Origin of the sequence: Sporosarcina highlanderae, assembly GCF_030433715.1 — a bacterium.
Classification (GTDB): domain Bacteria; phylum Bacillota; class Bacilli; order Bacillales_A; family Planococcaceae; genus Sporosarcina; species Sporosarcina highlanderae.
This window is the reverse complement of sequence record NZ_JAROCC010000006.1, coordinates 171,258-185,958: the sequence shown is the minus strand read 5'-3', so window position 1 is coordinate 185,958 and position 14,701 is coordinate 171,258. Positions and strand designations below refer to the sequence as shown.

The following is a 14,701-nucleotide window of genomic DNA, read 5'->3' as shown; positions in this document are numbered from 1 at the left end:
GAGGAGGGCTGAAATGGATACGTTAGATGTATTAGTTGAAAAAACTGCAGCCAATGATACACGGACAGTGGCGGTAGCAAGTGCTGCCGACATTGAAGTTCTCCAAGCTGTGGAAATGGCAATGATGAAAGGGATCGCCTCCTTCCTTCTCATTGATAATGAGGAGCGTTTACAGCAACTTATTAAAGATCAGTTCCCGGAATTATGGAATAACCCTTATATATCGATCGTGCATGCCGATACTATTCAAGAAGCTGCGGAGAAAGCAGTCCGTTTCGTTTCAAGTGGTGAAGCGCAAGTACTGATGAAGGGTAATTTATCCACTGCGGTTGTCATGAAAGCAGTTTTAAACGCTGAATATGGATTGCGAACAGGAAAGGTGCTTTCCCATGTTGCGGCATTTGAAGTCGAAGGCTATGATCGCTTGCTATTTGTAACGGACGCAGGGATGAATATTACACCGAAACTTGAAGAAAAAGCACAAATCATTCGTAATTCAGTCGAGGTAGCAAGAGCTTGTGGCGTTGATGTCCCGATCGTTGCACCACTTGCAGCAATCGAGACTATCAATCCTGCCATGACCCCAACGATGGATGCGGCTGCGTTAGTTGTTATGAATCGAAGAGGGCAAATTAAAGACTGTATTGTCGATGGACCGCTTGCTTTAGATAACGCTGTGTCTATCAAATCAGCCCAACATAAGGGGATTACAAGTGAAACAGCCGGCAAAGCTGATATCCTTGTTGTCCCATCGATTGAGGCGGGAAACATTTTGTATAAATCACTTATGTACTTTGCGAAGGCTAAAGTAGGAGGAATTATACAAGGTGCCAAAGCGCCGATCGTACTAACCTCAAGGTCAGATAGTGCAGAAACGAAGCTTTACTCATTAGCGTTAGCTATACAGACTTCAAAAAACTAAAAATGGATGAACCCAAGGAGGAAATACATCATGGAACTATTTAAATATATGGAAACTCACGATTATGAACAACTTGTTATCTGTCAGGATAAAACTTCTGGACTGAAAGCAATCATTGCAATTCATGACACGACTCTTGGACCAGCTTTGGGCGGAACTCGAATGTGGACTTACGCAAGTGAAGAAGAGGCAATCGAAGATGCACTACGACTTGCGAAAGGTATGACTTATAAAAACGCAGCAGCTGGATTGAATCTTGGTGGCGGTAAAACAGTTATTATTGGAAATCCGAAAACTGATAAAAATGATGAAATGTTCCGTGCGTTTGGTCGTTTCATTGAAGGATTAAATGGTAGATATATTACTGCCGAGGATGTTGGCACAACTGAAGAAGATATGGATTTGATCCATCTGGAAACAGATTATGTGACTGGCGTTTCTGCGGAATTCGGTTCTTCAGGAAACCCATCACCAGTTACAGCTTTCGGAGTGTACAAAGGGATGAAAGCAGCTGCCAAAGAAGCATTCGGAAGTGACTCTCTTGAGGGCAAGACGATTGCTGTACAAGGTGTCGGAAACGTTGCTTATACACTTTGCGAATACCTACATGAAGAAGGCGCTAAGCTTATCGTAACGGATATTAACACAGAGGCTGTTCAACGTGCTGTTGATGCATTTGGCGCAATTGCAGTTGGTATTGATGAAATCTATTCACAAGAAGCGGATATCTTTGCACCATGCGCACTTGGAGCAATCATCAATGACGAAACAATCCCTCAATTAAAAGCGAAAGTTATCGCTGGTTCAGCGAACAACCAACTGAAAAATCCTGAACATGGAGACATGATCCATGAAATGGGCATCGTTTACGCACCTGATTACGTCATTAACTCGGGCGGTGTCATCAATGTTGCTGATGAGCTTGCAGGCTATAACCGCGAACGTGCGATGAAACGCGTTGCTGGAATTTACGACACAATTGAAAAAATCTTTGCAATTTCAAAACGTGATAACATACCAACTTACGTAGCTGCCGATCGCCTTGCAGAAGAAAGAATTGCGAGAGTCGCAAAGTCCCGCAGCCAGTTTTTGCAAAATGAAAAAAGCGTTCTTTCAAGAAAGAACTAAGAAACGACATCTCAGAAGATAGGAGGGATGTTCGTGCAGAATGAGATATTTAGGATCCTAATTATTAATCCCGGTTCAACATCTACGAAAATCGGTGTGTATGATAATGAGCAACTTGTATTTGAAGACACATTAAGACATTCAGCGGAGGAACTTGCACAATATCCTTCAGTCATTGATCAATATGCTTTCAGGAAAGATGCCATTATCGCATCGCTGGAAAGTGGGGGAGTGGCTTTAAATGGGCTGCAAGCCGTATGTGGTCGGGGAGGACTTCTCCGGCCGATTGCAGGCGGAACTTACATTGTGAATGACCAAATGATTGAAGACTTGAAAAAGGGTTATTCTGGACAGCATGCGTCCAATCTTGGCGGCATAATTGCTAAGAAAATCGCGGATTACGTAGAAATTCCCGCGTATATCGTAGATCCTGTCGTTGTTGACGAAATGCATCCACTTGCTCGAATTTCAGGATTTTCTTTAATCAGCCGAAAATCCATTTTTCATGCGCTAAATCAAAAAGCGGTTGCGAGACGATTTGCCAAAGAAATTGGCAAGCGCTATGAAGAATTGCGTCTAATTGTCACTCATATGGGTGGCGGTATAACAGTTGGAGCGCATTGTTTTGGAAAGGTTATCGATGTTAATAACGGCCTGCACGGGGACGGGCCATTCAGTCCGGAACGTGCCGGAACCGTACCAACGGGAGAATTGGTCGATTTATGCTATTCGGGTACCTATTTCCGAACCGAAATCATGTCAAAATTAGTCGGCAAAGGCGGACTCGTTGGGTACCTTGGAACAAATGATGCTGTCACTGTGGAAAAACGGATTGAAGCCGGTGACGGTGAAGCAGCTCTTGTCTATGAAGCGATGGCATACCAAGTCGCAAAAGAAATAGGAAGTGCAGCAGCAGTCCTTGAAGGGAAAGTGGATGCCATCATTCTTACCGGAGGGCTTGCTTACGGGAAGCAATATGTCGAAATGATAAAGTCCCGGGTAAATTGGATATCAGAAGTGGTCGTCTATCCCGGAGAAGATGAATTGCAAGCACTTGCAGAAGGTGCTTTACGCATCTTGAACGGCGAGGAGAAAGCAAAAACCTATCCGGCGTGATGGATAGCGAAGAGGAGGCCATAACAATTGGCACGAGAATATGACGTGGTTATTTTAGGCGGAGGAACAGGTGGGTATGTTGCAGCTATCCGCGCTGCACAATTAGGACTTAAAACAGCTTTGGTTGAAAAGGAACTGTTAGGTGGTACTTGCTTACATAAGGGCTGCATACCAAGCAAAGCGTTGCTGAAAAGCGCAGAAGTATACAAAATGGCTAAAAATGATGCCGAATATTTCGGTGTCGAGACATCAGGTGCCACTCTTAACTTCGCTCGTGTACAAGCAAGGAAGGAAGAAATCGTCCAACAGCTTCATAAAGGCGTTACAGCTTTAATGAAAAAAGGCAAGATTGACGTTTATGAGGGCTTCGGAAGAATGTTAGGCCCATCTATCTTCTCGCCGATGCCTGGCACCATTTCAGTTGAAATGAATAACGGTGATGAGAATGAAATGCTCATCTTGAAAAATCTTATTTTAGCTACTGGCTCGAGACCCCGAACTTTACCAGGACTTGAGCTTGATGAAAGCCAAGTTCTTTCCTCTGATGGTGCACTTAAAATGACCGAATTACCGAAGTCGATGTTAATCGTCGGAGGAGGAGTCATCGGAATCGAATGGGCTTCCATGTTAAATGATTTTGGAGTCGAAGTTACAGTAATCGAATATGCTGACAGAATCATACCGACCGAAGACGAAGATATTTCAAAGGAAATGAAAAAACTCCTTTCGAAACGAGGAGTCACTTTTATCACAGGGGCAAAAGTATTGCCTGAAACCTTTTCAAAATCGGCAGATGCAGTTACCATTTCCGCTGAAGTAGCTGGTGAATCGAAGGAATTTACTGCTGAAAAAATGCTTGTCTCCGTTGGCCGACAAGCCAATACGGAAGGAATAGGCATCGAAAACACTGAAATCCAGTTAGATAAAGGCTACATACAGACTAAATCGACATTCCAAACGAAAGAAAGCCACATCTATGCAATTGGTGACGCAATCGGTGGCCTTCAATTGGCGCATGTAGCTTCACACGAAGGTATAGCCGCTGTAGAACATATTGCTGGTCACTCTCCCGAGCCGATTAATTACACAAACATTTCCCGTTGCATCTACTCAAACCCCGAAGCTGCAAGTGTCGGTTTGACTGAAGCGCAAGCGAAGGAACAAGGATACAATGTAAAAGTAGGCAAATTCCCATTCGCGGCAATCGGCAAAGCACTCGTCAACGGCAACGCAGACGGATTTGTAAAGATCATTGCCAACAAGGATAACAATGACCTATTGGGAATCCATATGATTGGAGCTCACGTAACAGACTTGATTTCCGAGGCAGGTCTTGCAATGGTCCTTGACGCGACACCATGGGAAGTAGCATCAACCATCCACCCACACCCATCCCTATCAGAAATAATGGGTGAAGCATCTTTGGCAGTGGATGGCAAAGCGATTCATATGTGATAGTAAATATAACAATCGAAACGAAGGGGGATTCATAAAATGGCGAAATCGCGTCATGAAGAATTAGGATTGACGAACGAAAATGTTCTAGAAATCTACGAAACAATGGTAATGGCTCGACGTTTAGACGAACGCATGTGGCTATTAAACCGTGCTGGAAAAATTCCATTCGTCATCTCCTGCCAAGGGCAAGAAGCCGCACAAGCCGGGGCAGCATACGCACTCGATAAAAACAAAGACTGGATTGCACCATATTACCGGGACATGGGCGTAGTCCTCCATTTCGGAATGACACCAAAAGAACTAATGCTCTCAGCTTTCGCAAAAGCAGAAGATCCAAACTCTGGCGGCCGTCAAATGCCTGGTCACTTCGGTCAGCGGAAAAACCGTATCTTAACAGGATCATCCCCTGTTACGACACAACTTCCACACGCTGTCGGCGTCGCTCTTGCAGCTAAAATGAAAGAAGAGGACTTCATCACTTTCGTCACATTAGGTGAAGGGTCATCCAACCAAGGGGATTTCCACGAAGGGATGAACTTTGCAGGAGTTCATAAATTACCGACTGTAGTAATGGTCGAAAACAATAAATATGCAATTTCTGTTCCAGTTGAAAAACAACTTGCTTGTGAAAATGTCTCTGACCGAGCAATTGGATATGGCATGCCTGGAGTGACTGTCGATGGCACAGACCCACTTGAAGTATACCGTGTGGTCAAAGAAGCAGCGGACCGTGCACGAAGCGGGGAAGGCCCAAGCCTTGTCGAAGCTGTATGTTACCGATTGACTGCCCACTCTTCGGACGATGATCACCGTCTATACCGAGATGCAGAAGAACTTGAAGCAGAACGGAAGCATGATCCAATCCCTAAATTCGCGGCTTACTTGAAAGAGACTGGCGTCTTGGATGATAAGCTTGAAAATGAAATTGATGAGCGCATCAAAGCGATTGTCAATGAAGCGACTGACTATGCGGAGAAGGCTCCTTACGCTGAACCGGAATATGCACTTCGCCACGTCTATAAAGAGGAAGGGGGAGACAGGTAATGGCAGTACTATCATATATTGACGCAATTACACTTGCGATGAAGGAAGAAATGGAACGCGATGAGAATGTATTCGTTCTTGGTGAGGACGTCGGTAGAAAAGGTGGCGTATTTAAAGCGACTTCGGGTCTATATGACCAATTCGGTGAATATCGTGCACTCGACACACCTCTTGCAGAGTCTGCGATTGCGGGTGTCGGAATCGGGGCGGCAATGTACGGGATGCGTCCGATTGCTGAAATGCAATTCGCTGATTTCATCATGCCAGCTGTCAACCAGATTGTTTCCGAAGCTGCGAAAATCCGTTACCGTTCCAACAATGATTGGTCATGCCCGATTGTTATCCGTGCACCATTTGGTGGTGGAATCCATGGTGCGCTCTACCATTCCCAATCAGTCGAGTCTATGTTTGCAAGTACACCGGGATTGAAAATCGTCATACCTTCAACTCCATACGATGCAAAAGGTTTATTGAAGGCGGCTATCAGGGATGATGATCCAGTTCTATTCTTTGAGCATAAACGGGCATACCGATTAATTAAAGGTGAAGTACCTGAAGAGGAATATGTTCTGCCAATCGGCAAAGCTGATGTGAAGCGCGAAGGCGATGATATTACAATCATCACTTACGGATTATGTGTCCATTTCGCACTACAGGCAGCTGAAAGGCTTGCTGAAGATGGAATTTCTGCACATATCTTAGATTTACGCACAATTTATCCGCTTGATAAAGAAGCAATCATTGAAGCTGCTTCAAAAACGGGTAAGGTTTTGTTGGTAACCGAAGATAATTTGGAAGGAAGCATCATGAGTGAGGTATCTGCAATTATTGCGGAGAATTGCCTATTCGATCTTGACGCACCTATCAAACGTCTTGCGGGACCTGATATTCCGGCTATGCCATATGCTCCAACAATGGAGAAGTTCTTCATGGTTAACCCGGATAAGGTTGAAAAAGCGGCACGCGAATTGGCGGAATTTTAATCGGAAAGGAGGATTTCGAAGTGGCAATTGAAAAAATAGAAATGCCAAAACTTGGCGAAAGCGTTACAGAAGGAACGATTGAAAAGTGGCTTGTGAAACCTGGCGACACGGTTAATAAATACGATCCTTTGGCAGAAGTGAATACGGATAAAGTTACCGCTGAAATTCCTTCATCTTTCGCTGGTACAATAAAAGAAATTTTCGTGCAAGAGGGCGAAACTGTAGACGTGGGTGTCGTAGTTTGTACAATTGAAACAGAAGGTGGAGCGGAAGGTGACACTGAACAGGTAAGCCAACCTGCGGCGGTTCCGGCAAAAGAAGAACCTGCAAACGAAATGCCAGCCGCTGGTTCACAAAAACCGGCTTCACCACTTAAACGTGGGGCGGGGGCAGCCCGCTTCTCGCCAGCCGTTATGAGAATGGCGCAAGAAAACAATATCGATCTATCGCTCGTTCAAGGATCTGGAAAAGAAGGACGCATTACACGTAAAGACCTTCAAACAATCATTGATAGTGGTGAAATTCCGACTGCGGCTCCCGTAGAAGTTGAAAAAGTTGCGGATGTTGTTCAGGCTGCGCCAGTCCAAGAAGCACGTCCAGTTACTAAACCGTCTGCACCCGAGGCAATTCCTACTGCTGCCGGAGATATCGAAATTCCAATCACTGGAGTGCGCCGGGCGATTGCGACTAACATGCTACGTTCTAAGCATGAAGCACCTCATGCGTGGACAATGATTGAAGTCGATGTGACGAATCTTGTCCAATACCGGGATTCATTGAAAAATGATTTCAAACAAAAGGAAGGCTTCAATCTGACATACTTCGCTTTCTTCGTGAAGGCCGTATCACAAGCATTGAAAGAATTCCCGATGATGAATTCCATGTGGGCCGGGGATAAAATTATCCAAAAGAAAGACATCAATATTTCCATCGCAGTTGCAACGGAAGATGCTCTATATGTACCTGTCATCAAACATGCGGATGAAAAAACGATCAAAGGAATCGGAAGAGAAATCAATGAATTAGCTTCTAAAGTCCGTTCAGGAAAACTGAAATCCGATGAAATGCAAGGCGGAACATTCACTGTCAATAACACAGGTTCTTTTGGATCTATCCAATCGATGGGAATCATCAATTACCCGCAGGCGGCAATCCTACAGGTCGAATCCATCGTGAAACGCCCTGTCGTCATGAACGGCGGCATGATTGCAGTGAGAGATATGGTAAACCTTTGCTTATCACTTGATCACCGTGTATTAGACGGACTTGTAGCCGGACGTTTCCTTGCACGCGTTAAAGAAATTCTTGAAAACATAACAGCAGATAATACCTCTGTCTATTGATGAAAATTTAGCTGTCTCTCACTAAGGGAGGCAGCTTTTTATTGTGCTTTTTCTCAGAAAATTCTATTCTGACTTTCAAAGAAATTGCATGTCAGGTACACTATTAATAGGCTTCAATAATTTGGGCTTCAATAATTTTAGACTCCTCATGAATAACGAAAGGAGCAATTCCATTGACAGTTGAGAATATGAAAAAAACGATATTTAAACAAGCAGACTACAAGCAGTGGAAAGCACTTGCTGAACAGTCACTCAAAGGAAAACCTTATGATAGCTTACTAACGGAAACTTGGGAGGGAATAACGCTTCACCCCCTCTATTATGAAAAAACAAGCTCAAACAATACGTCAATTATTCAGTCCATGAAAGAAAATCCGGGTTGGACGATTGCACAACAAACAATCGCCGAAAGCGCTTCCTCTTTTCTTAAGCAACTGATAGATTCACTCGAAAGAGGCAATGAATCAATCGTTTACGATGGTACAAATCCATTTGACTGGGAAGATAATCAACTATTGGAATTAACAAAGTTGGTGTCAAAGTATCCAGTGTTTTTTATGAATTTGAAAAATGATGATCCTATTTTAAGAGCTTTTGATTTCGTACACCATGAATTAAGGGAGTCGATATCTGGAATCGTACAAGCTAAAGATTGGATAATCCCGGTTGGCTACAAAAATCTCCGGACGAACGGTGCAGATCTTTGGAAAGTGCACCATGATGGCGCTGATGCAGTATCGGAATTGGCAATTGCCCTGTCAGTTGCTTCCCGAATTGCTGCGGGAGAGAAGTCGTTCGAATCATTTGCAAACAATTTCTTCGTCCGATTTGCAATTGACACACATTTCTTTATGGAAATTGCTAAGCTTCGCGCCTTCCGAATTCTGTGGAAAGCTTTCTCAAAAGCATTTGAGGTTAACGATGCACCCCCTATTCCAGTAATGGCCATAACTTCATTACGGTCTTATTCAAAACTGGACCCTTACGTGAATTTACTGCGGGCAGGAAATGAAACCTTTGCGGCAATCTTAGGAGGAGCGGACATTATTACCGTCCATCCACATGATAGTTTGACTGGGTCAAATGCAAGTTCTATACGATACGCTAAAAATATTCAGTTAGTCCTAAAGGAAGAAGCACATGTGGATAAAGTGTTGGATCCCGCTGGTGGTTCGTATTACATCGAAAAACTAACGGATGAGCTTGTCGAAAAGGCGTGGGAGTTATTTTTGGGAATTGAGAGCAAGGATGGACTTGACGTCTTTCTTCAAGGTCATGAATTGAAGGTACTTTTGTCAAAACGTCAAATAGAAGTCAATACAGGCAAGAAATCACTCATCGGTACAAATGTATATGCCGAAGTAGCTTCTACAAATTTTGCAGATCGGGACGAGTATAAGCAACTGAATAGGCTTGCTAAACCATTCGAGGAGTTTCGGAAATTAGCGAGTGACAACCAGCCTAAAACAGTGTTACTAACTTTCGGTGAGATAAAAGACTTCAAACCACGTGCAGATTTTGTTACAGGCTTCTTGGCATCAGGCGGTATAACAAGTGAATGGAGTCCTTCATTCCAAACAGCCGAACAGGCCATTGAATGGTTGAATACAGAGAATCCCGATTACGCAATTATTTGTACCACTGATGAAAAACTGTCCGATATTGTTGAATCGGTACTTGAAAAATTACCTGAAGGGTTACTGTTGGATGTTGCAGGTAAGGTCGATAAGGATTCAGAACGAAAATGGAGTGAAAAAGGGTTGAACGGCACAATTTTCAATGGCCAAAATAAAATAGAGAAACTCCATACCATTTTTGATTCGTGGAAAGGGGGACCTACCAAATGATAAAGCCAGATTTCAATAAAGTGGATATCAGTGAGCTGAAAATCCTAAACCGTTCGGTCATTAATGAAAAACCATTCCTGACCAATGAAGGAATTGAAATTAAAAAAAGTTATTCAAATGAGGATATAGAGGGGATTACTCATTTAGAGGATTTTCCAGGTATTGCACCGAATACACGTGGGCCCTATCCAACAATGTATGTTGCACGTCCATGGACTGTTAGACAATACGCAGGATTTTCAACAGCGGAAGAGAGTAATGCCTTCTATCGACGGAACTTGGCAATGGGGCAAAAAGGATTGTCTGTGGCATTTGACCTTGCGACACACCGTGGCTATGACTCCGATCATCCGCGGGTAACTGGGGATGTAGGGAAGGCTGGAGTTGCAATCGATTCAGTAGAGGACATGAAAATACTTTTTGACGGCATTCCGCTTGATCAAATGTCGGTATCAATGACGATGAATGGTGCAGTTCTCCCTGTCATGGCATTTTATATTGTTGCAGCGGAAGAACAAGGAGTAACGCCTTCAAAACTTGCCGGGACAATTCAGAATGATATTTTGAAAGAATATATGGTTCGTAACACGTATATCTTTCCGCCTGAAATGTCGATGCGGATCATTGCGGATATTTTCGAATATACGTCTAAAAATATGCCGAAATTCAATTCCATTTCAATCTCGGGCTATCATATGCAGGAAGCCGGTGCTACCGCTGATATTGAGCTTGCCTATACATTGGCTGATGGGCTGGAATATGTCCGGACCGGATTAAAGGCGGGCATTGACATCGATTCATTTGCACCTCGTTTATCGTTCTTTTGGGCAATCGGCATGAATTACTTTATGGAAATCGCCAAGATGCGTGCGGCTCGGAAGATATGGGCACAAATGATGCAATCATTTAATCCATCTAATCCGAAATCTCTTGCATTACGAACGCATTCGCAAACATCTGGATGGAGTTTAACAGAGCAAGATCCATTTAACAACGTAACACGAACGTTGATTGAAGCGAATGCTGCAGCAATGGGTCATACGCAATCATTGCACACAAATGCGCTTGACGAAGCAATTGCACTGCCTACTGATTTCTCAGCAAGAATAGCACGCAACACGCAATTATTCCTTCAGGAAGAGACGTATATGACAAAGACGATCGATCCTTGGGGCGGCTCTTATTATGTCGAAAAGTTGACCGATGAATTAATGGAAAAGGCTTGGGTTTTAATCGAAGAAATCGAAGAATTGGGTGGAATGGCGAAGGCGATCGAAACAGGCTTGCCGAAAATGAAAATCGAGGAAGCGGCTGCAAAACGTCAAGCGAAAATCGATTCACGTGCTGAAACGATAGTTGGTGTAAACAAATATCGACTTGAAAAAGAAGAGCCAATTGATATTTTGGATATTGATAATACGATTGTGCGTCAAAAGCAGATCGATCGAATTAATGAAATGAAAAGAAATCGTGATGAAAATGCAGTCAAAAAAGCGCTCGAAGCACTTACTGATGCAGCACGTAGCGGAGAAAGTAATTTACTTGAGTTGTCGGTGGATGCAGCACGGGCAAGGGCAACCATTGGTGAGATATCGGATGCTATAGAGAAAGTATCCGGCAGACATAAGGCGGTGATCCGTTCAGTGAGTGGCGTATACAGTTCGAATTTCTCGAATGCTGAAGAAATCGAAGAAGTGAAAAGAATGTCCGAAGAGTTTTTGGAAAATGAAGGTCGTCGCCCACGGATTTTAATTGCGAAAATGGGTCAGGACGGGCATGACCGTGGTGCGAAAGTGATCGCGTCATCATTCGCTGACTTAGGATTCGATGTCGATATCGGACCTTTATTCCAAACTCCGGAAGAAACAGCGTTACAGGCAGCAGAAAATGATGTACACGTAATAGGAGTAAGTTCCCTTGCTGCAGGACATAAAACTCTTGTGCCCGCATTGCGGAATGAACTCAAGAATATCGGACGGGACGATATCCTTGTCGTTGTCGGCGGGGTCATTCCTGCGCAGGATTATGATTTCCTTCGAAAGAATGGTGCAACGGCGATTTTTGGACCAGGAACCGTCATTCCGGTTGCTGCCCAGAAAGTGATTGAAGATATTTACAAAGCCCTCGGATATGAGGAAGTGACGGAGTGAATAAAAAGAATCGTTTACAGGAAGACGACAGCGCACTGCATGTAATGAACGGCATTGAGTCATCACACGACGGCATGGTTGCCCCAATTCGCAAACGATTTGTAAAAAAAGAGAGAACTATTGAAGTAGATGATCTTTATGAAGAAATCAGCAATGGTTCACGACTTCATTTGTCCAAGGCAATCACATTATTGGAAAGCATGAATGAAAACGATAGGATAGCAGGGCAAGATTTATTGAAAAGACTGCTTCCGAAAACAGGAAACAGTATCAGAATTGGTATAACAGGAGTACCGGGAGCGGGCAAAAGCACATTCATCGAAGCATTTGGGCTTCAACTTGCAGAGTTAGGTCATAAGGTTGCTGTCTTAGCAATTGACCCAAGTTCAACAGTGACTGGCGGAAGCATATTAGGTGATAAAACAAGGATGGAGGCCCTCGCAAGGCATAAAAATGCCTTCATCCGACCATCGCCTTCATCCGGAACACTTGGCGGTGTCCACAAAAAAACACGTGAAACTATGCTCTTATGCGAGGCTTCTGGATACGACATCATCCTCATCGAAACAGTCGGAGTTGGCCAAAGTGAAACCGTCGTCAGAGGAATGGTCGACTTTTTCATGCTACTCGTCCTCACCGGAGCAGGTGATGAATTACAAGGAATGAAAAAAGGAATAATGGAACTTGCAGACGCCATCATCGTCCATAAGGCGGATGGCGATAATTTGAGACTTGCCAAAAAGACAGTCAGGGAATACAGTCAATTGCTCCATTTCCTCCAACCCGCAACACCGGGCTGGACAACCACTGCCATGCCAGTCTCGTCCTTACAAAATACAGGACTCGACAATGTATGGGAAACCATCACTGACTTTCAAACTCAAATGCAAGCAAGCGGCATCTGGAATGAACGTAGACAATCCCAAACAAAAGACTGGTTCCACTCCATGGTACGGGACAGATTGGTAGATAATTTCTACTCTGCAGATGGAAAAAAAGAACTTGTAAATGAATTGGAGAAGCAGCTATTATCTGGTGGAATTACAGTGGCAAATGCAGTTGATAAGATTTTTAATAGTCATTAGAGGCTATTAGGATTGAAGCCATGCCGGCGGAAAGCGTCCGCCCGAAGCGGAAATCCGTTTTTCTGAAATTATTCATTTACAATATATCTTTTTTGCAACTAAATGTTACTACTGCTATGATAAAACCATACACAGAAAGGGGACGACTCAAATTGACTATGGACTTCAATTTTTATATGGATGAAATAACAAAAACTGCACGCACAGAAATGGAAACAAGCGGATATGAACAACTAACAACACCTGAAGAAGTAGACGCGGCATTTAAACGCCCTGGAACAACCTTAGTAATGGTAAACTCCGTATGCGGTTGTGCTGGAGGTATCGCACGTCCAGCAGCAGCCCACGCCGTTCATTACGATAAACGCCCTGACCACTTAGTCACTGTTTTTGCAGGACAAGATAAAGAAGCAACCGCATATGCACGTATGATTTTCGGCGAAGACCACCTTCCTTCATCACCATCATTTGCATTATTAAAAGATGGCAAACTTGTAGCGGAAGTGGGCCGTTATGAAATCGAAGGTCATGATCCTATGTCGGTTGTTACAAACCTACAAGGTTACTTCGAAGAATACTGCGAAGAGGTCTAATAAAAAAACAGTCGATGCTGGTGAGGGCACTTATAAAGTCCTCTAAGGCAGATTATCGCGAGAATGGAAACGACTTGTCGATTTCCATTTTCGCTTTTTTATCTTGGAAGCCGTGGATTTCCGTTCCGGGCAGACGCTTTCAGCTCGCACTGTCCCCTTAGAGTCGCTGCCTTCCACTCCAATCCACTAAAATCTTCTCTCAGAATAATATCAAAACCTCTAAAAATCACGGTTCATTTCCTAAATACTTTAATTAAGTAAATATATACAAACTGTTGCTTTCCATTCCGGCGCACGCTTTCCGGAGGGCGTGGCTTGAGCCTCCTCGGTCGCGAAAGGCGTGCGCCCTGCGGGGTCTCAAGGCTCACGCTGATCCTCCCGGAGTCGGCGCCTGCACTCCAAGCAACGGAACGTATATTACATAAAGTACATTCAACAAACGGGTCATTTTACGTAATAATTCTGTCTGTAACTTGCAGTAATTTTAACCGTCTAACAGTGTAAAGGAGGTTATTACGATGAAAAAAATTTATGTGTTTTTAATCGCTTTATCGGTTAGCGTTTTATTGATTGGGTGTAACAATTCAAGTAACTCAATCCCTAAAAATACAAGCAATAGCCAGGCACAGGCGGACTGGCCAGTTTATGACATTGAAACACTTATCGAGAAAAGTGATGTAGTCGCTTTTGTAGAGAGAGATAAAACCGAAAAAAAACAGGGTAAGGGCCCGTCAGCGACTTTATCAACTCTAAAAGTAACCGATCTTTTATATGGCTCTGCTCCAGAATCAATAATACTTGACCACACCATCGATAGTGTCGTTGAACCAGGTAAATCATATCTTTTGTTTTTAAATAAAAAAGGAGATTATTATTACTTAACTGACGGTAATTCATTGATTCCTGAAAACGACAAAATGTATCAAGTTAGTATACCTGGCATTGAGGGGAAGTACGATAAAGATCAATTAACTGAAAAGGTTGAAGATGAAAGTAAATAAATCTTTCTTCAACAATATGGGCGCGTTTACG

12 protein-coding genes are annotated in these 14,701 nt (G+C 43.5%); all 12 read left to right on the top strand.

What is annotated here, in order from left to right; all coding sequences use genetic code 11:
- Window positions 1-13 precede the first annotated feature (13 nt).
- The 12 genes from yqiS to P5G49_RS09665 all read left to right on the top strand — a co-directional run bounded on the left by yqiS (window position 14) and on the right by P5G49_RS09665 (window position 14,670).
- Window positions 14-922 carry a phosphate butyryltransferase gene (yqiS, locus tag P5G49_RS09720; protein WP_301243461.1) on the top strand — a complete coding sequence of 303 codons (909 nt, stop codon included), beginning with the start codon at window positions 14-16 and terminating at the stop codon, window positions 920-922.
- Between the two features lie 30 nt (window positions 923-952).
- Window positions 953-2,050 carry a branched-chain amino acid dehydrogenase gene (gene bcd, locus P5G49_RS09715; RefSeq protein WP_301243459.1) on the top strand — a complete coding sequence of 366 codons (1,098 nt, stop codon included), beginning with the start codon at window positions 953-955 and terminating at the stop codon, window positions 2,048-2,050.
- A 27-nt stretch (window positions 2,051-2,077) separates the two neighbouring features.
- Complete coding sequence (gene buk / locus P5G49_RS09710) at window positions 2,078-3,166, top strand: butyrate kinase (RefSeq protein WP_435877201.1); 1,089 nt, start codon at window positions 2,078-2,080, stop codon at window positions 3,164-3,166.
- Between the two features lie 27 nt (window positions 3,167-3,193).
- Entirely contained in the window at window positions 3,194-4,621 is a 1,428-nt protein-coding gene (lpdA, locus tag P5G49_RS09705) for a dihydrolipoyl dehydrogenase (RefSeq protein WP_301243455.1), read from the top strand.
- Between the two features lie 39 nt (window positions 4,622-4,660).
- Window positions 4,661-5,668 (top strand): thiamine pyrophosphate-dependent dehydrogenase E1 component subunit alpha, encoded by a 1,008-nt coding sequence (locus P5G49_RS09700; RefSeq protein ID WP_301243453.1) that lies wholly within the window; start codon window positions 4,661-4,663, stop codon window positions 5,666-5,668.
- On the top strand, window positions 5,668-6,651 hold the full coding sequence (locus P5G49_RS09695; RefSeq protein ID WP_301243451.1) for an alpha-ketoacid dehydrogenase subunit beta: 984 nt from the start codon (window positions 5,668-5,670) through the stop codon (window positions 6,649-6,651). The genes P5G49_RS09700 and P5G49_RS09695 overlap by 1 nt, the downstream gene beginning before the upstream one ends.
- Window positions 6,652-6,671: 20 nt before the next feature.
- Window positions 6,672-7,994, top strand: a complete 1,323-nt coding sequence (locus P5G49_RS09690; RefSeq protein WP_301243449.1) for a dihydrolipoamide acetyltransferase family protein — start codon at window positions 6,672-6,674, stop codon at window positions 7,992-7,994.
- 173 nt (window positions 7,995-8,167) lie between these two features.
- Window positions 8,168-9,841: a methylmalonyl-CoA mutase family protein gene (locus P5G49_RS09685; RefSeq protein ID WP_301243447.1), complete on the top strand. Its 1,674-nt coding sequence runs from the start codon at window positions 8,168-8,170 to the stop codon at window positions 9,839-9,841.
- Window positions 9,838-11,991 (top strand): methylmalonyl-CoA mutase, encoded by a 2,154-nt coding sequence (gene scpA / locus P5G49_RS09680; protein ID WP_301243445.1) that lies wholly within the window; start codon window positions 9,838-9,840, stop codon window positions 11,989-11,991. Before P5G49_RS09685 ends, scpA begins: the two co-directional genes overlap by 4 nt.
- 44 nt (window positions 11,992-12,035) lie before the next feature.
- The gene (gene meaB, locus P5G49_RS09675; protein WP_301243533.1) at window positions 12,036-13,076 is read left to right on the top strand and encodes a methylmalonyl Co-A mutase-associated GTPase MeaB; all 1,041 of its coding nucleotides are present in this window, start codon (window positions 12,036-12,038) and stop codon (window positions 13,074-13,076) included.
- A 158-nt stretch (window positions 13,077-13,234) separates the two neighbouring features.
- On the top strand, window positions 13,235-13,669 hold the full coding sequence (locus P5G49_RS09670) for a BrxA/BrxB family bacilliredoxin (RefSeq protein WP_435877204.1): 435 nt from the start codon (window positions 13,235-13,237) through the stop codon (window positions 13,667-13,669).
- Between the two features lie 518 nt (window positions 13,670-14,187).
- Window positions 14,188-14,670, top strand: coding sequence for a hypothetical protein (locus tag P5G49_RS09665; protein WP_301243441.1), 483 nt, complete (start codon window positions 14,188-14,190; stop codon window positions 14,668-14,670).
- Window positions 14,671-14,701 lie beyond the last annotated feature (31 nt).